Below are 20,922 nucleotides of genomic sequence, written 5' to 3' on the forward strand. Positions count from 1 at the left end.
CTATCAGCGCGTGCTCATCTCCGAACTCGCCGAACGCTCCGGAACCCCGACCGCGACGATCAAGTACTACGTCCGGGAGGGACTGCTCCCTGCCGGGGAGCGCGTGGGCGGCAACCGCACGCTCTACGACGAGAGCCACGAGCGGAGGCTGCGCCTGATCCGGGCGATGCTCGAAGTCGGCAAGCTGTCCATCGCCTCCGTCAAGACGGTGCTCTCCGCACTGGACGAACCGGACGCCCCGCTGGTGCACACGTTCGACGTCGCCCAGCAGGCGCTGTCCCGGTCCGCGGTCCCCGACGTCGCGGAGCCGACGCCGGAGGCACTGGCGCGGGTCGACGCCCTCGCCGCCCGCGCCGGATGGTCCGACTGCGACGACAACATCGGCCGTGACATCGCCGCGCAGGTGCTCGACGCATTCGCGAACGCCGGCTTCCCCCTCCCCGACGACTACCTCGACCGCTACGCCGTAGCCGCGCGCACGCAGGCGGAGGCCGACCTCGGCGCCGTCGCCGGCCTCCCCGACGCCTCGCGCATGACCGAGCTGATGGTCGTCGGCACGGTGCTCGGCGACACCCTCTCCCTCGGCCTGCGCCGCATGGCGCAGGCCGTCGTCAGCAACGAAAGAAGAACATCATGAAGACCGTGTTCGCCTGGCACCGCCCGCTCATGACGGTCGCCGCCCTGATGGTGCTGAGCACCGTGGTGTGCATCATCGGGCTGATCGTCGACCCGCGCCAGATCACCGGTCTCGACGCGTGGGCGAAGCCGCTCAAGTTCTCGCTGTCGATCCTGCTCTACAGCGTGACCTGGGCGTGGCTGATCGCGCACCTCCCCCGCTGGCGGCGCGTGGCGCACGCCGCGGGCACGGTGATCGCCGTCGCCCTCATCGTCGAGCAGGTGCTCATCGTCGGAGCGGCAGCCGCCGGCACGACCAGCCACTTCAACGTCTCGACACCGCTCGCCAGCGCAGTATGGGCCACGATGGCGATCTCGATCACCACGCTCTACGTCGCCACCTTCGTCACCACGATCGCGGTGTTCTTCCTGCGGCTCGGCACCCGCTCCACAACACTGGCGGTGCGGGCGGGAGGCGTCATCGCCCTGGTCGGGATGGGGCTCGCCTACCTGATGACCGGGCCGACGGCCTCCCAGCTCGCGGACTTCCGCGGGATCGCCGGCGCCCACACCGTCGGACTCGCCGACGGCGGCCCGGGACTGCCGATCCTCGGCTGGAGCACAGTGGGCGGCGATCTGCGCATCCCGCACTTCGTCGGAATGCATGCGCTGCAGTTGCTGCCGCTCTTCGCGGTGCTGCTCGGCTGGCTCGGGCGGCGGTGGTCCGTGCTCGCCGACGACCGGGTGCGCACGCGGCTCGTCGTGCTGGCCGCCGCGGTCTACGCGGCGACGGTCGCTCTCGTCACCGCCCAGGCGCTCGCCGGCCAGTCGATCGTGCACCCCGCCGGGCCGTTCCTCCTGGCGGGCGGCCTGATCGTGCTCGCCGGCCTCGTCGCCGCCGCCCTCCTCCTCACCCTCCGCCCGCGCCGCGCCGTCCCCTCCCTCGCCTGACCGCCCGTCGGCGAGCCGCCCGCCGTCCAGCCGCCCGCCGCCGAGTCGCCCGTCGGCGAGCCGCCCGCCGTCGAGTACACATAAAGTGCACGCTCAGGACCCCTGGAGCGTGCACTTTTTGTGTACTCGACGGTGGGCGGAGGTTCGACGGTGGGCGGAGGCTCGACGGTGGGCGGAGGCTCGACGGTGGGCGGAGGCTCGACGGGGGCGGAGGCTCGACGGTGGGCGGAGGCCCGAGGGGTCAGCGGGCGGCGGGGTCCCGGTCGTCGATGTTGGCGGGGGCGGAGGCGTCGAGCTCCTCGGGCAGCTCGAGAGGGCGGCGCTTGTAGTACTCGCCGGCCTTGCGGTAGAAGATCAGGATCGGGACGATGCCGAGCACGATCAGCCCGAGGCCGAGCACGTTCACCACGATCGCGTCGTTCTGGAAGTTCTGGACGATCCCCATCACGAAGATCACGCCCATGAAGACGGCGCCGATCGCCGGCCACAGCCCGATCAGGATGAAGTTCTTCACCGACTTCATCAGCACGCGGCGGTAGGCCACCACCACCGCGAGACCCGCCAGCGTGTAGTAGAACGCGATCTGGATGCCGATGGACGCGATGGCGTTCGTCATGATGTCGCCGATGGTCTTGCCGATCAGGTTCGCGCCGAGGAACAGGATGACGGAGACGCCGACGACGATCAGCGTCGCGAACGCGGGCGTGCGCCAGCGGCGGTGGATGCTGCCGAAGATCTTCGGGATGGTGTGGTCGCGGCCCATCGAGAACAGCGTCCGCGTCACCTGGATCAGCGTAGTCTCCAGCGTGGCGATCGTCGACAGGGCGACGGCGACCACCAGGATCTTGCCGCCGATCCCAGGCCAGACGGCGTCGCCGAGCACCGACAGCACGTTGGCGCTGTTGTCCTCGATCGTCTTGGCGGGCAGGATGACCATCGTCGCGATCGTGAAGATCTCGAACAGCAGGAAGACGATGATCACGCCGATGATTCCGGCGGACCCGGCGTTCTTGTGGCCGTCCTTGGTCTCCTCGTTCAGGTTGGCCGCGACATCCCAGCCCCAGAAGTAGAAGGCGGCGATGAGCGCGGCGGAGACGAAGACGCCCTGACCGGTCAGGTGCTGGAAACCGAGCCAGTCCCACGAGAACGAGGGACCTGCGTGCGTGGAGGTCGTGGCGCGGACGATCATCAGCACGGCGAACACGACGAGGATGCCCACCTCGATCACCGACATGATCCACTGCGCACGGGCCGTGACGTGGACGCCGAACAGCACGCACGCCGCCATCACCAGGAACCACAGGGAGCCGACCCCGGTGATGAGCGGGACGTTGTTCGCCTGGTCCGGAGCGAACAGGGTGACGGTCATCGCGCCGGCCGGCAGCGCGCCCGCCACCATGAAGATGGTCGCGGAGATGACCAGCGCCCAGCCCGACAGGAAGCCGAGGATGGGGTGGAGGGCCCGCGCGACCCAGGAGTAGGCGGCGCCGGCGTTGACGTCGAGCCGCCCGAGGTAGAGGAACGCCCACGCGATGCCGAGCATCGGGATACCGCACCAGAGCAGTGCGGCAGGGGCGCCGAGTGCGGCCGCACCGACGAGCGTCGCCGTCGTGGCCGCAATCGAGTAGGCGGGTGCACTCCCCGCCACGGCCATGACGATGGAGCCGGCGGCACTGACTCCGTCGGCCTTCAGTTCGTGGTGGTTCTCTCCCGGGGTCTGTCCGGCGCCGTCCTGCGGGGCGTCCGGCCGGGAACTGGTCTGCGTCATTGCTCTCCCTGGCTGCAAGGGTCGCGGGTACGGCGGAGTCGGGGCGCAACGCCGGTGTGCGATAGAGGGACGTTAGCAACATCCGGGCACGGTGACAAGCGTGTTACGACGGATTCAGTTGCGGAACCCGCTCTCAGCCCCCTGAATACGTTGTGAATGCTCTCAATCGCAACCGAAGAAGTCGCTGCTGGGGTCCGTGCATGTGCTTCTCCCCCGATCGGGTCGCTTGATCGCCGCCTCCCCCGATGCCTATCGTTTCCCATGCCCGACGACAACGAGGACCCGACTGGAGGCCGTCGGCCGATTTCACGACGGGCCCTCGTCGGAGGGATCGCGGGCGGCGTCATCGGCGCGGCCGTCATCGCCGGCGGCGGGGCGTGGCTGCTCCCCCGTGCATTCGAAAACGGCGGTGCGAAAGCCGCGGCTACGGCCACGCCCACGCCTACTCCCACGCCGACGGAGAAGGGGCTCCTGGTCGACTCCCTTCTGAAACACCCGGGTTTCACCGTCGCCCACCGCGGCGGCTCCCTCGACTGGCCCGAGATGTCGATGCTCGCGTATCGCGAGTCCGTGGCGCTCGGGGTGAACGCGCTGGAGATCTCGCTCGCCCGCACGTCGGACGGCGTCTGGTTCGGCCTCCACGATGAGACCCTCGACCGCACCTCCGGCACCTCGGGCTTCGTCGCGGCCGATCACACCTGGGCGGAGGTGCAGACTCACCTGATCTCGTCCGCGGAGACGAACGACCCGACCCAGGCCCCGCAGCCGTACCTGCGCTTCGACGAGCTCGTGGAAGCGTACGGCAGCACGCACACGATCTTCGTCGACCCGAAGGTGGTGCCCGTCGAGCATTTCGGGGAGCTCTTCGCTCTGATGGCCAGGACGACGAACCCGACCGGCACGTTCGTCGCCAAGGGCTACTGCACGGCGACTCAGTGGCCGCTCGATGCGAAGGCGCGGGGCTTCCAGACCTGGGGCTACTACTACGGCGCCGAACTGTCGGCGACTCCCTCGCTGCTCGCCTCGACCCAGGACCGGTGGAGCTGGCTGGGGCTCGACGTCGACGGAGGAGAGCAGGCCTGGAGCACGTTGACGGCCAGCGGCAAACCGGTGCTCGCACACATCGTCGCGACGCGGCCGGAGGCCGACGAGTCGTTGCGGCTCGGGGCTTCCGGGCTTGTGGTGTCGGGCGTCCGGGAAGTGCTCCGCGGCTAGTTCTCAGTCGCGCTTGCGTGAGGCCGTCACGGTGAACTTCGCGCTGCGCGCGATCTGCCGGGTCGGTCCCACGGAGCGTTCGAGGGCGGGGCGGTAGCCCAGGTGGGAGTTCCAGACGGTCCACAGCTCGCCGCCGGGAGCGAGGACGCGACCGGCATCGGCGAACAGGCGGAGCGCCGTGCCGGTGTGGACGGCGCCACCGATGTGGAACGGCGGGTTCAGCACGATCAGGTCGGCCGAGCCGCCGGGCCGGGAGGCGAGGCCGTCGTCGCGCACGACCGTCACGCGGTCGCCGACGCCGTTCGCGGCCGCCGTGGCGGAGGCCGAGGCGACCGCTGCCGCCGACTGGTCGGTCGCGACGACCTGCAGGTCGGTCCGGGCGACGGCGAGGGCTGAGGCGAGGAGGCCGGTGCCGCAACCGAGGTCGATGGCGGTGCGGGCCTCAGGGACGGCGTCGCCCAGCACGCCGAGCAGGAACCGCGTGCCGATGTCGACGGAGGTGCCCGCGAACGCGGCGCCGTGCGCGCAGACCCAGAGGCCCGTCTCGGCGTCGAAGGAGCGCTCCGGCCAGCGGTCGAGCACGGTGGCGGCGGCGGGATGCGGCTCGCGCGCCGTCAGCACCCGGGCCTTCTGACGGGCCAGGGACGCCTGCACCGAGCCGAAGACCTCCGCCAGCACGTCATTCATGGCGGTCGTCATGTGCTTGAGCATCCCGCCCGCATAGACCACCGCATCCGCTCGCGCGTGCTCGGCGATCAGCGCGGCGATCTCGGCGAGCGCGTCGAGGCCGCGGGGTAGCCGCAGCAGCACGGTGCGGGCGCCGGCGAGGAGGTCGTGATCGAGGGGACGATGCTCGTACGTCCCCGCCAGGTCGAGGGAGGCGGCGTTGGCGTCGAGCGCGCGTTCGCCGGTCAGCGCATCCTGGTGCACGCGGATGTCGCGGGCGCCACGGGCGGCGGCCGCCAGGGTGAGAGCGCCGTACGCGTCGCCGATCACCACGAGCCCGGGCTCGCGAACGGCGTCACCGGCCAGGTCGGCCAGCAGGCGGTCCGCGGCGTCGGACGCGAACAGGTTCGGCGCCTCGACGTCGGGCCGTCGGCGCAGCCGCTCGTACGGGAAGCCGGGCGCTGCGGGGGACACGCCCTCCAGTCAACCAGAGGGCGCGCCCCGCAGCATCCTCACGCGGCCGGAGCCTCCACCAGCTCCTCCTTCTCGGAGAAGTCCATCATCGGCGGCTTGCGGCGGAAGCCGCGGGTCAGCACCGCCAGGTAGATGACGCCGACGAGCATCCACGACAGGCCGACGACGAGTGTGGTCGCCGTGAGCGACGTCCACAGCCAGACCGTCAGCACGAACCCGATCGCGGGCAGCACGCCGTACCGCACCCACTCCCCCGCCGAGGGCGCCGCGCGGCCGCCCTTCGGGAACAGGTGGTGGCGGATCACCGACAGGTTCACCATCGAGAACGCGGCGAGCGCGCCGAACGAGATCATCGTCGCCGCCTGGTCCAGCGTGAGGACGAGCGCCAGGAGCGAGACGATCGACACGGCGACCGCAGCGGCCCACGGGGTGCGGAAGCGCGTGTGCAGACGGCCGAAGATGCGCGGGAGCACCCCATCCCGGCCCATCGAGTAGATGATGCGCGAGACACTGACCTGGGTGGTCATCCCGGAGCCGAAGGCGCCCACCACGTAGACCGCGACGAAGAACGAGGTCAGGAACGTGCCGCCCACCTTCGCCATCAGGTCGACCCCGGCCGAATCGACCTCCGCGAACTGCCGCCAGTCCGGGTAGACGAGCGCGCCGACCCACGACACGACGATGAAGATCGCACCGCCGATGAGGGTGGTCAGCAGGATGGCGCGCGGGATGTCGCGCTTCGGGTTCTTCGCCTCCTCCGAGAGCGTCGAGACGGCGTCGAACCCGAGGAACGACAGCGCGAGCACGGCCGCCCCGGAGAAGATCGGCCCCAGACCGCCGGACCCGGGAAGGAAGGGCTCGATCAGGCTCGGCGTGTGCGACGACGGGTTCGTGACCAGCTCCTTGATCGACAGCACCACGAAGACCACGACGAGCAGGACCGACAGCGCGACGATCGCGATGTTCAGCTTGTTCACGAGGGTGATGCCGAGGATGTTGAACACCAGCACGAGCAGCAGCGAGGCCAGCGCGAACACCCAGCCCGGGACGCCCGGGAACTGCGTGTTCAGGTAGATTCCGATCAGCAGGAAGTTGATCATCGGCAGGAACAGGTAGTCGAGCATGAGCGTCCACCCGGTGAGGAAGCCGACGTGGCCTCCGAACGTCTGCTGCGTGTAGGTGTACGCCGAGCCGGAGACCGGGAACGCACGTGCCATGGCGCCGTAGCTCAGCGCTGTGAACAGCATCGCCACCAACGCGACGACGTACGCCGACGGGAGGTGGTTGTCCGTCGACTGGGTCACGATGCCGTAGGTGGTGAACACCGTGACGGGTGCCAGGTAGGTGAGTCCGAACAGGACGAGGGCGGTCGGGCCGAGCGCGCGTTTGAGGCGCGGCTGGACGGGGAGGTCGGTCGTTGTCATGTGGTGCTGCCTCTCTGGATCGAGTGGTGCAGGGGGGCGGACGCGCGGCGGACGCCGGCGACCCAGGTTCCGAGCACGCGGACGGATCGCAGATCGTGCGGGTCCACCTGGCGCGGGTCGGTGTCGAGCCAGACCAGGTCCGGGGCGGACCCCGGACGCAGTTCGCCCCGGCTGGTGCGGGCGAAGGCCTGGTGGGCGACCCCGGAGGAGTAGGCCTCCAGAGCATCGGTGAGCGGGATGCGCTCGGCGGGGATCCATCCGTCCACAGGCACCCGGTCGTCGGTCTGGCGGGTGACCGCCGTCGCGACGCCTGGGCGCCAGTCCGCGCTGCTGACCGGCCAATCGCTCCCGAAGGAGACGCCGGCCGTCTGGTGGAGGGTGCGGATGGGGTACTGCAGTCGTTCGCGCTCCGGTCCGAGCCGGGGCAGGGTCAGGTCGAGCATCATCGGGTCGAGCTGCGCCCAGAGCGGCTCGAAGTTGGCGATGACGCCGAGCCGCCCGAACCGCGGCAGGTCGCTCGGATCGACCACCTGCACGTGGGCGATGACAGGGCGCCGGTCGCGCGGACCATTCGCCCGCTCCACCTCCTCGAAGACGTCGAGCGCCGTGCGGGTGGCCGCGTCGCCGATCGCGTGGAGGTGCAGCTGGAAGCCGAGCTTGTCGAACGTGACGGCCGCGGCGGCCAGCTCGCGGGCATCCCAGTTCGGGAGGCCGCGGTCGCCGGGGGTGTCCACGTAGTCCTCGAGCATGGCGGCGGTGTGGTTCTCGATCACGCCGTCGACGAAGACCTTCACCGTGCCTGCGGTGAGCAGCGGGTCCTGCACCTCCTCCACGCGGCGGCGTGATTCGACGAACTCGGGCACCTGGTCGCGCCAGCGGACCGGGTCGGCGCGCAGGGCGAGGTTCATCCGGGTGGAGAGCAGTCCGCGAGCGGATGCCTCGAGGTACGCCTCCACCTCGGCGGTCTCGACCCAGGCGTCCTGCACCCAGGCGATGCCGAGCTCCGCGTAGTCGGCGGTCGCGAGCCGCAGGGCCTCCACGCGCTCCTCGTGCGTACGCCCCGGCTCGAACGGGAGCAGCAGGTCGACGGCGCCCGGCTCCTGGAGGATGCCCAGCGGCGTCCCGTCGGGGCGACGCGGGATGCGGCCCAGCGCCGGCTCCGGCGTCCGGGCGTCGATCCCGGCGCGGCGGAGCGCCTCGGAGTTGACCCACACGGTGTGGTAGTCCCACGCCCGCAGGACGACGGGGCGATCGGGGACGGCGGCGTCCAGCCAGCGCGCGTCGAACATCCCGTCGGGGGCGAGCGTCGCATCGTAGCTGCCGCCGTAGATCCACTCCTGCTCGGGATGGGCGTCGGCCCACTCCCGCACACACGCGACGATCTCCTCCACGGACTCGCAGGACCGGACCTGGGGTCCGAGCTTCTCGAGGCCGCCCTGCAGCGGGTGCGCGTGGCCGTCGGCGAACGCGGGTGCCAGAACGCCGCCCTCCAGGTCGACCACCTCGTCCGCGGCGGGTCGCAACGCCAGCGCAGTGGGGCCGACGGCGGTGACCCGGCCGTCCTCGATCGCGACGGCGGTGTGCTCCGCAGCGTCCGCGCGATAGCTCGCGAGGATCGTGCCGTTGGTGAAGACGGTCGTGCCCATGCAACCTCCGTGTTACGAATAAATGAACGACGTTCTTTTATTTCGTCAGATACTAGGGTGTGATCGAGCCGGAGGGGAAGAGCATGGCCGAGATCGATCGCCCGGCGCGCCGGGTGGGGCGCCCGCGGACCACGGTCCTCACCCGCGAGCTGATCGCCGAGGCCGCCCTCCAGCTGCTCGACGAGTCGGGTGCGGACGGCTTCACCATGGCCCGGCTCGCGCAGGCTCTGCGCGTGCGGCCCAGCGCCCTCTACAACCATGTCGACGGCAAAGAGGACGTCATCGCCGGCGTCCGGGAGCTGGTCTCCGACCGGATCGATGTGAGCGCCTTCGGCACGCGGCCGTGGGATGAGGCGATGTGCGCGTGGGCGCACTCGTACCGGGTGGCCTTCGCCGCGCACCCCCCGACCATCGCGCTGCTGGCGACCCTGCCGCTGACCGGCGCACGACGGACCATGCACATGTACGACACCGTCGTGACCGCGATGGTGAAGGCCGGATGGCCCGAGCCGGAGGTGCTGCCGACGATGGTCGCGCTGGAGTCGTTCATCCTCGGGTCCGCGCTCGACGCGATCGCGCCGCCGGACATGTTCGACCCGGCCGGCGCGGAAGATGCGGTCCCGGCGTTCGCATCCGCCTACCGGGCGCGGGCGGTCGCCCTCGGTGACGCACCTCCGGCCGACGCGGCGTTCGAGATCGGGCTGGCGGCCCTGCTGGAGGGTCTGCGCACCCGCTACGCCGAGCTCGCTGGATCCAGCCCTTCCGCTTGAACACGACGTACAGGCCGAAGCAACCGTACGCTGTGTCCGTGGCTGCAGCCGCACGGCCATAGACTGTCCGCGATGTCCGCCCTGACCTGGCTTGCCGCCGCTCTCGTGCTGGCGGGCGCATATCCCGCCTACCGGTTCGTCCGGAGGTCCTGGCGCTTCCGGGCGACGACCACCGTGATCGCCGTGATCAGCGGTCAGGTCGTGGGGCTGATTCTGGTGCTGCTGGGGGTCCTGCTGCTCCCGCGCCCCGACCTCACCGGGACCGGCTGGTTCGTGCTCCTGCTCGCCGCGACGGTGCTGCCGCTGGCGATCGGCGACCTGCTGCAGTCCACGGGCCGGAAAGCGCTGCGTGCGATCGTCGCCGGCGTCGCCGCCGTGCTCACCGTCGGCGCGATCGGTACCGCCGCGGTGCCCGCGTTCGCACAGCCGATCGTCGCCGGGCACGCCATCCCCGTGACGCCGAAGACGCTGGCCGACGGCTACCAGCTCACCGTGCGCATCCCGCCGACGGCCTCCGGTTTCGAGGCCCGTGACGCGCACCTGTTCGTCCCACCCGGCTGGCTGCGGGACCCGTCCTCGACCCGGCCCGTCGTCGAGATGATGATGGGCCAGCCGGGCAACCCCACGCTCGGCGCCACCCTCGACGCACTTCACGGCCTTGGGGATGACCGGCTCAACCAGGCGCCGTTCGTGCTCGTGGTCGACCAGCTGGGCGCGATCGACAAGAACCCGCCCTGTGCCGACACGTCCGGCGGCGAGCTGGCCACCTACCTCTCGAAGGACGTCCCCGCCTGGATCGACGCCAACCTCCCGGTGTCGACCGACCGGACGCAACGGGTCATCGCCGGCTTCTCCCACGGCGGCGAGTGCGCGGCGTACCTGGGGGCCCTCCACCCGGAGCTGTGGGGCGCCGTCATCGACATCTCCGGCCCCGACAAGCCGGGCGAGTACCGGCCGACGGTGACGCGGGACAAGTACTTCGGCGGCGACCAGGTGGCCTACGAGAAGACCTGGCCGGCGAACGTCCTCCGCTCGCGCGACTTCCCCCAGACCACGGTGGGCATCTTCGTCGCCGGGGCCGACGACCCGCACTTCCGTGCGCAGGTGGAGGCGACGGCCACCGCCGCGGAGGGCGCCGGCTGGAAGGTGACCTACTGGGCCGTCCCCGGCTCGGGCCACTCCGGGCCGACACTCACCAAAGGCCTGGCCACCGGCTACAACCAGCTCATCGGATCGTGGCTGCGGACCGGCGCCACGAGCGCAGGCGACCGGTTCCTGTGCGTGCCGGACGAGACCTCCCGAGCCTGCGGCCTCACCCAGGCGGCCGCGGTGGCCGGTACCGTCGCGATCGTCGACCTGTCCGCGCTCGCGGTGTTCCTCGTGATCGCGCTCGGGCTGTTCTTCGCCCGGCGCGGGGTGCTTCTGCGGCGGGCGCGGCCGTCGCTGGAGGAGTGACCCTCCGCTATCCGGCGACCGCCGCGCGAGAGGCGACGAACGCGTCCACGCAGCGGCGGATCTCCTCCTCCGTGTGCGCCGCAGAGAGCTGCACGCGGATGCGCGCGCGGCCCTTCGGCACCACCGGGTACGAGAACGCGGTCACGTAGACGCCCTGGCGCTGCATCTCGTCGGCGATCCGACCGGTGAGTGCGGCATCCCCGAACATGACGGGGACGATGGGATGCGCACCCGGCAGCAGGTCGAACCCGGCCTCCGTCATCAGGGTCCGGAACAGTTCCGCGTTGGCGACGAGCTGCGCGCGGAGGTGGTCGGACTGCTCCAGCAGGTCCAATGCCGCGAGGGTGCCGGCGACGATGGAGGGCGCGAGCGTGTTCGAGAACAGGTACGGCCGGGACCGCTGCCGCAGCAGGTCGACGACCTCGCGGCGGCTGGAGACGTAGCCTCCCGATGCGCCGCCGAGCGCCTTGCCGAAGGTGCCGGTGTAGATGTCCACCCGGTCCGAGACGCCGCAGAGCTCCGGGGTGCCGCGGCCGTGCTCGCCGACGAAGCCGACCGCGTGCGAGTCATCGACGAACACGAGCGCGCCGAACTCGTCGGCCAGGTCGCAGATCTCGGCGAGCGGGGCGATGTACCCGTCCATCGAGAACACGCCGTCGGTGACGATCACGGTGAAGCGGGCGCCCGCCTCCCTGGCCGCCTCCAGCTGGGCGCGCAGGTCGCCCATGTCGCGGTTCCGGTAGCGGAACCGCTTCGCCTTCGAGAGGCGGATGCCGTCGATGATCGAGGCGTGGTTGAGCTCGTCGGAGACGATCGCGTCCTCGGCGCCGAACAGGGTCTCGAACACGCCGCCGTTCGCGTCGAAGCACGACGAGAACAGGATGGTGGCCTCGGTTCCGAGGAACCGGGACACGCGCCGCTCCAACTCGAGGTGCTGCTCCTGCGTGCCGCAGATGAAGCGCACGCTCGCCATCCCGTAGCCCCAGTCGTCGAGCGCGGCCTTGGCGGCGTCGCGCAGGGCGGGGTGGTCGGCGAGCCCCAGGTAGTTGTTGGCGCAGAAGTTGAGGACCTCGTGCCCGTCGGCCGTGATCAGCGCGGACTGCGGGCCGTGGATGCTGCGCTCCCGCTTGGTGAGCCCGGCCTCCTCGATCTCCTGCAGCTGCGTCCCGATGTGCTCCCGGAAACTCCCGTACATGTTCAGATCTCCGTCCAGTCGAGGATGACCTTGCCGCCGCCGGCTGCCGCCGCCGCGGCGAAACCCTGCTCCCAGTCGCGTGCCGGGAAGCGGTCGGACACGATCGACGCGATGGCGTCGTGCAGCTCGGCGGAGGTCTGCAGCATCGCCCCCATCGCGTTCCACGTCTCGAACATCTCGCGGCCGTAGATGCCCTTCAGCGTCAGCATGTGGGTGACGACGATGCCCCAGTCCACCGAGATCTTGTGCGACGGGAGGCCGAGCATGGCGATCCGGCCGCCGTGGTTCATGTTCTCGATCATGGACGGCAGCGCGGTGGGCGCACCGCTCATCTCGAAGCCGACGTCGAAGCCCTCGCGCATCCCCAGCGCCTTCTGCGCCTCGTGGATGTCGTGCTTCGACACGTCCACGGTGAAGTCGGCGCCCATCCCGCGTGCGAGCTCGAGGCGCTGCGCGCTGATGTCGGTGCCGACGATGAAGCGCGCACCGACGTGGCGGGCGACGGCGATCGCCATGAGACCGATCGGGCCGCATCCGGTGACCAGCACATCCTCACCGACGACGGGGAAAGCGAGCGCGGTGTGGACGGCGTTGCCCAGCGGGTCGAACAGTGCGCCCACCTCGGGCTCGATCGCACTGTGGTGCACCCACACGTTCGTCGCGGGGAGGACCAGCTGCTCGGCGAAGGCGCCGTCGCGCTGCACCCCGACGCCCTGCGTGCGGATGCACATCTGGCGGCGGCCGGCCCGGCAGTTGCGGCAGGTTCCGCAGACGATGTGGCCTTCGCCGGAGACCAGGTCGCCGACCTCCACATCGTGGACGAGCGGCCCCACCTCGACGACCTCGCCGAAGAACTCGTGGCCGGGGACCAGCGGCGCCTTCACGGCGGAGGCCGCCCACTCGTCCCAGCGCTGGATGTGCAGGTCGGTGCCGCAGATGCCGGTGCGCAGAATGCGGATGCGGACATCCTCCGGCCCGATGGCGGGCTCCGGGACGTCGACCAGCTGGAGGCCCGGTGCGGCCTCGCTCTTGAACAGGGCTTTCATCGTCGCTTCCTCGTGGGAGTCGGTGTGCTTCATCGCGCGCTCGCCCCGCCTTGTGGGCGGTGCGACCGCGCACCAGCCTACCTTCGCGGCGGGGCTAGAGTTCAGCCATGAAGCGCGCGCTGATCGTCGTCGACCTGCAGAACGAGTACGTGACCGGGAACTTGAAGATCTGCTTCCCGGACCTGATGACGTCCATCCCGAACATCGAGGTGGCGTGGGATGCGGCCGACGACCACGGCGTGCCGGTGGTCGTGGTGCAGCACATCGAAGACGAGGGCGCTCCGGTGTTCGCGCGCGGATCGGACGGTGCGGCGCTGCACTCGTCGATCGCCGACCGGACCCCGGCGCACGTCATCAGCAAGACCAGCGTGTCGGCGTTTCCCGGTACCGACCTGGAGCAGTGGCTGCGGTCGGCGGGCGTCGACACGGTGACGATCGCCGGCTACATGACACAGCACTGCTGCGCGGGCACCGCGCGGGATGCGGGCGAGTTCGGGTTCACCGTGGAGTTCCTGTCCGACGCGACGGGGACGCTCGACCTCGTCAACGAGGCCGGTGCCATCTCGGCCGACGCGCTGCACCGCAGCGTGCTGGTGACGATGCAGTCGGAGTTCGCTGCGGTGGCGACCACGGAGGAGTGGACGCTCGCGGTCGAGGCCGGCGACACCCTCCCCGTCTCGAACCTCTGGGACAGTACCGGCCACGCCCGGCTGCCTGAGAAGCACGCCGAACTGCACAAGCTGATGCGGGAGGTGCGCTCCGGGATCGACGGCGACATCGCCGCGGGCGAGGCCCACAGCATCCAGAACACCCTCTACGTCGGCCAGGGAGTCTCCTCCCTCTAGCGGGGTTCTCGGGCCACCGAGTGGTGAGTCGTTGCTCGTATTCGCGCCGAATTGCGACCAGATGTCACCACTCGGCGGAAGTTCAGCGGTCGAGGGGGCGCCAGACGACGAGCTGGTTGCTGCGGCGCACGCGGGTGCCGGCGCGCATCGAGACGACCTCACCCTCGGAGCCGGCGGCGAAGACGCGGCGGCCGGGCCGGTTGAGGAGCTCGTCGGCGAGCGCCGTCTCCAGCTCGCGGACGCGCCCGCGGAGCTCGCCCACCTGGTCTTCCAGCTCGAGGATGCGGCGGATGCCCTCCAGGCTGACGCCCTCGGAGCCGAGGCGGGCGATCTCCTGCAGCTTCGCGATGTCGCGCATGGAGTAGCGGCGCGATTTGCCGGCTGTGCGGCTGGGGCTGACGAGTCCGAGCCGGTCGTACTGGCGGAGCGTCTGCGGGTGCATCCCCGCGAGCTCCGCCGCGATCGAGATCACGAAGACCTGGCTGTTCTCGTCCACGGTCAGCTCCGCGCCTTGGCCAGGAGGTCGTCCCGCGGGTTTTCATCCGGCAGCTTCGCGGCGAACTGCTCCAGGGCCTCCTTCGCCTCTGTCGACAGGTGCGAGGGGACCGCCACCTGCACGACGGCGAGGAGGTCGCCGGTGCCCTTGCTCGTTTCGACGCCGCGCCCCTTCACGCGCAGCACCCGGCCGCTCGGCGTGCCGGGGGCGACGCGGAGCTTGACCGGGTCGCCGCCCAGGGTCGGGACTTCGATGGTCGCGCCGAGCGCGGCCTCCGCGAAGGTCACCGGGATGTTGACACGCAGGTTCAGGCCGTCGCGCTCGAACACCGGGTGCTTGCGCACGGTGACGGTGAGCACGATGTCGCCGGGCTCGCCGCCGTCCGGGCTGGGCTGGCCCTTGCCGCGCAGCTTGATCTTCTGGCCGTCCGCGACGCCCGCCGGGATCTTGACCTTGATCGGCTTGCCGTCGGACGCCTGAAGGGTGATGGTCTCGCCGCGCGTAGCGGTGAGGAAGTCGATGGTGGTGTGCGCGGTCACGTCGCGGCCGCGGGTCGGGCCGCCGTAGCCGCGGTAGCCGCCGGAGGGCGAGCCGAACCGCCCGTTCCCGAACAGCCCGCCGAAGACGTCGTCGAACTCGCCGCCCTGCGGGAACGCCCCTCCGCTTGAATAGTACGGCCTCTGGTTGCCGCCCTGGCCGAACATCCCGCCGAAGACGTCGTCGAAGCCGCCCTGAGCGCCAGAGCCGGGCGCGGTGAACCGGGCGCCGGTGCCCATTGCGCGGATCTGGTCGTACTCCTTGCGCTCCTCCGGGTCGCTGAGGACCGAGTAGGCCTCGCTGACCTCCTTGAACTTCGCCTCCGCGGCGGCGTCGCCGGGGTTCGAGTCGGGGTGGTACTTGCGCGCGAGCTTGCGGTACGTCTTCTTGAGATCGGCGTCGCTGACGTCTTTGGAGACGCCAAGCACCTTGTAGAAGTCCTTGTCGAACCAGTCCTGGCTAGCCACGGGCGCCTCCTTCCGAGTGCGTGTCTGAATGAAGTCTGCTGGAAAAGTGTGTGCACGGTGCGTGCGAAGCGGCGGGACGCGTGTCCCGCCGCTTCGCCGTGCGCTTCAGCCTGCTCAGGCCGGCACCGAGACGACGACCTTGGCCACCCGGACGGTGGTCGAGCCCAGCCGGTAGCCGGTCTCGACGACCTCGGCGACGGTGTCCGCCGTCACGCCGGGGGTCGGCTGCTGGAAGATCGCCTCGTGGATCTGCGGGTCGAAGGGCTCGCCCTTCTCGCCGTAGGGGGTGAGGCCGAGTCGCTCGACCGCGGTGCGGAGCTTCGCGGCGATGGTCGAGAAGGCGCTGCCCTCGCCCAGGTCGCCGTGCTTCTCTGCGCGCTCGAGGTCGTCGAGCACCGGGATGAGGCCCTTGACGGCGTCACCCACGGCCCGCTCGCGCTCGATCTCGCGGTTGGCCTCCGTCCGCTTGCGATAGTTCGCGTACTCCGCGGTCACCCGCTGGAGGTCGGCGAGCCGTTCGGCGGCCAGCTCTTCGGCGGTCGTCTGCCCGGAGAGGATGTCGAGGTCGTCGTCGCTCAGGACGTCGCCCCGCTCCTCGCTCTCGGCGGGCCCGACGTCGATGAGCTCCTCGTGCGCGAGGTCGTGCTCACCGGCGTCGTCGCCGTCGGCCGCGGGCGTCTGCTCACCCTCGGGCTGCCGGACCTTCCCGGTCTCGGGGTCGATCTTCCTCTTGTCCCGGATGATCGGCTCCTCGCGTTCGGGCTCCTGCGAGCCCCCGTTCTGGTCCGACATGGTTACTTCTTCTCCTCGTCGTCGACGACCTCGGCGTCGATCACGTCCTCGTCGTCATCGGACGACGCGTTCTGCTGACCGTCGGCTGTGTCGCCGGCCGGCGCCTCGGGGGACGCCTGCGCGGACGAGTAGATGGCCTCGCCGAGCTTCTGCTGGCTGGAGTTGAGCTTGTCGTAGGCGGTCTTCACAGCCTCGTCGTCGTCTCCGGCGAGCGCGGTCTTCAGACCGTCCACGTCGCCCTGGACCTCGTTCTTGACGTCCTCGGGCAGCTTGTCCTCGTTGTCCTTGATGAGCTTCTCGATCGAGTAGACGAGCTGCTCGGCCTGATTGCGGGTCTCGGCGGACTCGCGGCGCTTCTTGTCCTCCGCCGCGTGCTCCTCGGCCTCGCGAACCATGCGGTCGATGTCGTCCTTCGGCAGGCTGGACCCGCCGGTGATCGTCATCGACTGCTCCTTGCCGGTGCCCTTGTCCTTGGCGGACACGTGCACGATGCCGTTGGCGTCGATGTCGAAGGTGACCTCGATCTGCGGGATGCCGCGCGGGGCCGGGGCGATGCCGGTCAGCTCGAAGGTGCCGAGCGGCTTGTTGTCGCGGGTGAACTCGCGCTCGCCCTGGAAGACCTGGATCGCGACGGACGGCTGGTTGTCGTCGGCCGTGGTGAAGGTCTCGCTGCGCTTGGTCGGGATGGCCGTGTTGCGCTCGATGAGCTTGGTCATGATCCCGCCCTTGGTCTCGATGCCCAGGGACAGCGGGGTGACGTCGATGAGGAGGACGTCCTTGCGCTCGCCCTTCAGGACACCGGCCTGCAGGGCGGCGCCGACGGCGACGACCTCGTCCGGGTTGACGCCCTTGTTCGGGTCCTTGCCGCCGGTCTCCTGCTTCACCAGCTCGGAGACGGCCGGCATACGGGTCGAACCGCCGACGAGCACGACGTGCGCGATGTCGCCGACCTTGATGCCGGCCTCGCGGATGACGTCCTGGAACGGCTTCTTCGTGCGGTCGAGGAGGTCGCTGGTCATCTGCTCGAACTGGGCGCGGGTGAGCGTCTCGTCGAGGTTGGCCGGGCCGTTCTCGGTCAGCGAGAGGTAGGGCAGCTGGATGCTGGTCGACATGCTCGACGACAGCTCCTTCTTGGCCTGCTCCGCGGCCTCCTTCAGGCGCTGGAGGGCGATCTTGTCCTTCGAGACGTCGACGCCGGTGGTCTCCTTGAACTTCTTGATCAGCCAGTCGACGATGCGCTGGTCCCAGTCGTCACCGCCGAGGCGGTTGTCGCCGGCGGTCGCGCGGACCTGGATGGTCGAGAAGTCGTCGTCCTTGCCCACCTCGAGGAGGGAGACGTCGAAGGTTCCGCCACCGAGGTCGAAGACGAGGATGAGCTCGTCCTCTTTGCCCTTGTCGAGACCGTACGCGAGTGCGGCCGCGGTGGGCTCGTTGATGATGCGGAGCACGTTGAGGCCCGCGATCTCGCCGGCCTCCTTGGTGGCCTGGCGCTCGGCGTCGTTGAAGTACGCCGGGACGGTGATGACCGCATCGGTGACGGTGTCGCCGAGGTACTGCTCGGCGTCGCGCTTCAGCTTCTGCAGGATGCGGGCCGAGATCTCCTGCGCGGTGTACTTCTTGCCGTCGATCTCGGTGGTCCAGGTGGTGCCCATGTGGCGCTTCACGGACGAGATCGTGCGGTCGACGTTGGTGACGGCCTGGCGCTTGGCGGTCTCGCCGACGAGGACCTCGCCGTCTTTGGTGAAAGCGACCACCGACGGGGTGGTGCGGAAGCCCTCCGCGTTCGCGATGACGGTGGGCTCGCCGCCCTCCAGCACCGAGACGACGGAGTTGGTGGTTCCGAGGTCGATACCTACTGCACGTGACATATGTGCTTCTCTCCTTTGTTGCTGGCTTGTGCCATGAAAGTCTGTGGTCAAGAGTTGAGCCTCGACGACTCAAGACTGTCATCCACTCGGGATGCTGTCAAGAGCGCGATGCCTAAACTTGAGTACACCTGACTCAACTTTGGAGTGGCTTGCGGTATTCCCCTGGACGCGGAATTGAGGGCTGCAGGCGCCGCACCGTCCAGCCTTCGCCGATCAGTCGGCGAGGGTCGGCTCCGGCGCGGCGCTGGGCGTAGGGTCCGGCAGCCGGCGCATCCGGAACGCGTTGGCGACCCCCAGCAGTCCGGCGAGCACCGGGATGAGCAGGGCGACCTGGAGGGAGATCGGGCGGGCCTCCGTGTTGATCCGCAGCACCTCCTCCCGCACTGCCGGCGGCTCTGTGGCGAGCAGCTCGGCGAGGTGGGCGTTGGACATCACCTCCGCGTCCGTCTCGAGCACCTGCGAGATCTGCGCCTTGTCGTCCGGCGGCAGCACCGTGCTCGCCTCGGTCTTGGCAGTGAACGTCACCGCCAGAGTGGCCAGCATGATCGCGCCGGCGAAGGCGAGGCCGAAGGAGAGCCCGAACGACCCGGCGGCCGAGTTGACGCCCGCCGCTTCGCTGACCCGTTCGTCGGAGACCGGCGAGAGCGTGTAGTTGTTGAGCTGCGAGACGAGGAGCCCGAGGCCCGACCCCGCCACGATCAGGGGCAGGGTCAGATACCAGCCGGAGGTCGCGATGGGCACCAGCGGGATGATCGCGGCGATCCCGACCACCGTCAGCGAGAAGCCCCACAGGATCAGGTTCGCGGGTCGCCGCTTCAGCCTCCGGCCCGCAAGCAGTGCGACGGCGAACATGCTGAGCGAGAGCGGTGCGATCGAGAGCCCGGAGAGCAGGGCGTTGTACTCCAGCACCATCTGCAGGTAGATGGGCAGGGCGATCATCGTGCCGCCGAGCGCGATCTGCTGCAGGAGCTGGCCGGAGACGCCCGACTGGAACAGCTTGGAGCGGAACAGCCTCGGATCGAGCAACGTGGGCTTGGAGCGCCGGGAGCGCGAGCGCAGCCAGATCGCCAGCGACCCGAGCCCCGCGATCCCGACCAGGATGATGAGCAGCACCCGCTCCCCGCCCTCCTGCCAGACCAGGATGCCGGTCACGATGCCGCCCATCCCGATCACGGAGAGCAGGGCGCCGACCAGGTCGACCGACCGCTCACCGGTGTAGGGGACGTCCTTGACCAGCCCGATGCCGGACAGCACGACGGCGATGATGACCGCCTCCAGCAGGAAGCCGACCCGCCACGAGAGGAAGGTCGTGATGAACCCACCGAGCAGAGGCCCGACCGCCGCCGCGATGGCCGCGGACGCGCCCACCAGCGCGTACACCCGCGTCTGCTGCGCGCCCTCGAAGTTGCCGTGGATGAGCGACTGCATCGCCGGGAGCAGCAGCGACGCGCCGATGCCGCCGATGATCGCCCAGAACAGGATGATCGCGCTGAGGCTCTGCGCGAGTGTCATGGCGATCGCACCCACGGCGTAGCCGAGCAGCCCGAGCACGTACGCCAGTTTGCGGCCGATCAGGTCGCCGGTCTTGCCGCCGATCAGGATGAACGCCGCCGACACGAGCGCCTCCAGAGCGATCGCGCTCTGGACGCCGCTGACCGTGGTGTGGAGGTCGTGGACGACAGCCGAGATGGAGACGTTCATCAGCGAGGTGTCCACGACGAGCACGAACATGGCCATGGCGAGCAGGATCGCCAGCCGCCCGTTGAAGCGCTCCGTCGGCGCACCCGTGCCGGCCATCGGACCACCTCCGTCCCTCCGCCGTCCTGCGGCCAGGCAAGCACACCCGCTCGCATTTGGGACTCCCCGGATTCACACCGATTCACACCGGTCGCACAAGCACCGTCGCTAGCGTCGGGAGCATGGAAACGGACCCCGCCGCAGCCCCGCTCCTCTCCAGCCGTGCCATCGAGGCGCTGCAGAGCATCGACCCCGCCACGCTGAGCGAGGTGCAGGCGTTCCGGGACGATTTCGCGCGGTTCATCATGCCGTACAAGTTCGGCATCGACGAGATCTCGACCAAGGTGAGCATCCTGCGCGAGGAGTTCGCCGAGCTGCACGACTACAACCCGATCGAGCACATCTCCAGCCGGCTGAAGTCGCCGGAGAGCATCGAGCAGAAGGTCATCCGCAAGAACTGCGAGCCCAGCTTCGACGCCATCCGCGAGGCGATCACCGACATCGCCGGCATCCGGATCGTTTGCAGCTTCGTGTCCGACGTGTACCGGGTCTTCGACCTGCTCACCGCCCAGGAGGATGTGCGGACGCTGCGGGTGAAGGACTACATCGCGCACCCTAAGCCGAACGGCTACAAGAGCCTCCACGTGATCGTCGAGGTGCCGGTGTTCCTCAGCGAGGGACCCGTGCTGGTGCCGGTCGAGATCCAGCTGCGCACCGTCGCCATGGACTTCTGGGCCAGCCTCGAGCACAAGATCTACTACAAGTACGACGGCGAGGTGCCGGAGGGGCTGCTCCGCGACCTGACCGCGGCTGCCGGAACGGCCAGCCAGCTCGACGTGACGATGGAGGACCTGCACCGGCAGGTGCGCGGCGACGATCGCGGGACGGTGTACAGCCTCCCCGCGTCGATCTGACGATCGTGACCTGACGCGCGTCGATCTGACCGTCGGGTCGT

The 20,922-nt window shown here is 69.8% G+C and carries 18 protein-coding genes; 7 read left to right on the forward strand and 11 right to left on the reverse strand.

The window, feature by feature from the left end; translation table 11 throughout:
- Positions 1–10: 10 nt before the first annotated feature.
- The gene (locus SB754_RS14605) at positions 11–637 is read left to right on the forward strand and encodes a MerR family transcriptional regulator (RefSeq protein ID WP_410783030.1); all 627 of its coding nucleotides are present in this window, start codon (positions 11–13) and stop codon (positions 635–637) included.
- Positions 634–1,566, forward strand: a complete 933-nt coding sequence (locus SB754_RS14610) for a hypothetical protein (RefSeq protein ID WP_410783031.1) — start codon at positions 634–636, stop codon at positions 1,564–1,566. Before SB754_RS14605 ends, SB754_RS14610 begins: the two co-directional genes overlap by 4 nt.
- Before the next feature lie 241 nt (positions 1,567–1,807).
- On the opposite strand, the gene SB754_RS14615 is transcribed toward SB754_RS14610, so the two are convergent.
- The gene (locus tag SB754_RS14615) at positions 1,808–3,334 is read right to left on the reverse strand and encodes an APC family permease (protein WP_410783032.1); all 1,527 of its coding nucleotides are present in this window, start codon (positions 3,332–3,334) and stop codon (positions 1,808–1,810) included.
- A 261-nt stretch (positions 3,335–3,595) separates the two neighbouring features.
- On the opposite strand from SB754_RS14615, the gene SB754_RS14620 reads away from it, so the two are divergent.
- Positions 3,596–4,549 carry a glycerophosphodiester phosphodiesterase gene (locus SB754_RS14620; protein ID WP_410783033.1) on the forward strand — a complete coding sequence of 318 codons (954 nt, stop codon included), beginning with the start codon at positions 3,596–3,598 and terminating at the stop codon, positions 4,547–4,549.
- 3 nt (positions 4,550–4,552) lie between these two features.
- Here SB754_RS14620 and SB754_RS14625 read toward each other — a convergent pair whose 3' ends face one another.
- Genes SB754_RS14625 through SB754_RS14635 form a run of 3 tightly spaced genes read right to left on the reverse strand, consistent with a single transcriptional unit; the run spans position 4,553 to position 8,759 of the window.
- On the reverse strand, positions 4,553–5,689 hold the full coding sequence (locus SB754_RS14625; protein WP_410783034.1) for a class I SAM-dependent methyltransferase: 1,137 nt from the start codon (positions 5,687–5,689) through the stop codon (positions 4,553–4,555).
- 38 nt (positions 5,690–5,727) lie between these two features.
- Positions 5,728–7,113 (reverse strand): APC family permease, encoded by a 1,386-nt coding sequence (locus SB754_RS14630; RefSeq protein ID WP_410783035.1) that lies wholly within the window; start codon positions 7,111–7,113, stop codon positions 5,728–5,730.
- Positions 7,110–8,759, reverse strand: coding sequence for an amidohydrolase (locus SB754_RS14635; RefSeq protein WP_410783036.1), 1,650 nt, complete (start codon positions 8,757–8,759; stop codon positions 7,110–7,112). Before SB754_RS14635 ends, SB754_RS14630 begins: the two co-directional genes overlap by 4 nt.
- A gap of 83 nt (positions 8,760–8,842) precedes the next feature.
- Between SB754_RS14635 and SB754_RS14640 the strand changes: the two genes are divergently transcribed.
- Positions 8,843–9,529: a TetR/AcrR family transcriptional regulator C-terminal domain-containing protein gene (locus tag SB754_RS14640; RefSeq protein ID WP_410783037.1), complete on the forward strand. Its 687-nt coding sequence runs from the start codon at positions 8,843–8,845 to the stop codon at positions 9,527–9,529.
- A gap of 72 nt (positions 9,530–9,601) precedes the next feature.
- Positions 9,602–10,984 (forward strand): alpha/beta hydrolase, encoded by a 1,383-nt coding sequence (locus SB754_RS14645; RefSeq protein WP_410783038.1) that lies wholly within the window; start codon positions 9,602–9,604, stop codon positions 10,982–10,984.
- A gap of 7 nt (positions 10,985–10,991) precedes the next feature.
- Here SB754_RS14645 and SB754_RS14650 read toward each other — a convergent pair whose 3' ends face one another.
- Both SB754_RS14650 and tdh read right to left on the reverse strand, forming a co-directional pair.
- The gene (locus tag SB754_RS14650; protein WP_410783039.1) at positions 10,992–12,179 is read right to left on the reverse strand and encodes a glycine C-acetyltransferase; all 1,188 of its coding nucleotides are present in this window, start codon (positions 12,177–12,179) and stop codon (positions 10,992–10,994) included.
- A gap of 2 nt (positions 12,180–12,181) precedes the next feature.
- A complete protein-coding gene (gene tdh, locus SB754_RS14655; protein ID WP_410783040.1) occupies positions 12,182–13,225 on the reverse strand; it encodes an L-threonine 3-dehydrogenase in 1,044 nt (347 codons plus the stop codon).
- Positions 13,226–13,332: 107 nt separating this feature from the next.
- Between tdh and SB754_RS14660 the strand changes: the two genes are divergently transcribed.
- Positions 13,333–14,070, forward strand: a complete 738-nt coding sequence (locus SB754_RS14660; protein WP_410783041.1) for a cysteine hydrolase family protein — start codon at positions 13,333–13,335, stop codon at positions 14,068–14,070.
- Positions 14,071–14,152: 82 nt separating this feature from the next.
- Here the strand turns inward: SB754_RS14660 and SB754_RS14665 are convergent, their stop codons facing one another.
- The 5 genes from SB754_RS14665 to SB754_RS14685 form a co-directional block, all read right to left on the reverse strand.
- Positions 14,153–14,566, reverse strand: coding sequence for a heat shock protein transcriptional repressor HspR (locus SB754_RS14665; RefSeq protein WP_410783042.1), 414 nt, complete (start codon positions 14,564–14,566; stop codon positions 14,153–14,155).
- Between the two features lie 2 nt (positions 14,567–14,568).
- Positions 14,569–15,570: a DnaJ C-terminal domain-containing protein gene (locus SB754_RS14670; RefSeq protein ID WP_410783043.1), complete on the reverse strand. Its 1,002-nt coding sequence runs from the start codon at positions 15,568–15,570 to the stop codon at positions 14,569–14,571.
- A gap of 114 nt (positions 15,571–15,684) precedes the next feature.
- On the reverse strand, positions 15,685–16,362 hold the full coding sequence (locus SB754_RS14675) for a nucleotide exchange factor GrpE (RefSeq protein ID WP_410783044.1): 678 nt from the start codon (positions 16,360–16,362) through the stop codon (positions 15,685–15,687).
- A 2-nt stretch (positions 16,363–16,364) separates the two neighbouring features.
- Complete coding sequence (dnaK, locus tag SB754_RS14680; protein WP_410783045.1) at positions 16,365–18,230, reverse strand: molecular chaperone DnaK; 1,866 nt, start codon at positions 18,228–18,230, stop codon at positions 16,365–16,367.
- Between the two features lie 213 nt (positions 18,231–18,443).
- A complete protein-coding gene (locus tag SB754_RS14685) occupies positions 18,444–20,027 on the reverse strand; it encodes an MFS transporter (RefSeq protein ID WP_410783046.1) in 1,584 nt (527 codons plus the stop codon).
- 122 nt (positions 20,028–20,149) lie between these two features.
- On the opposite strand from SB754_RS14685, the gene SB754_RS14690 reads away from it, so the two are divergent.
- Positions 20,150–20,881 (forward strand): GTP pyrophosphokinase family protein, encoded by a 732-nt coding sequence (locus SB754_RS14690; protein WP_410783047.1) that lies wholly within the window; start codon positions 20,150–20,152, stop codon positions 20,879–20,881.
- The last annotated feature ends 41 nt before the right edge of the window (positions 20,882–20,922 follow it).

The sequence above is a fragment of the Leifsonia sp. SIMBA_070 genome (assembly GCF_046534635.1).
Taxonomy (GTDB): domain Bacteria; phylum Actinomycetota; class Actinomycetes; order Actinomycetales; family Microbacteriaceae; genus Leifsonia.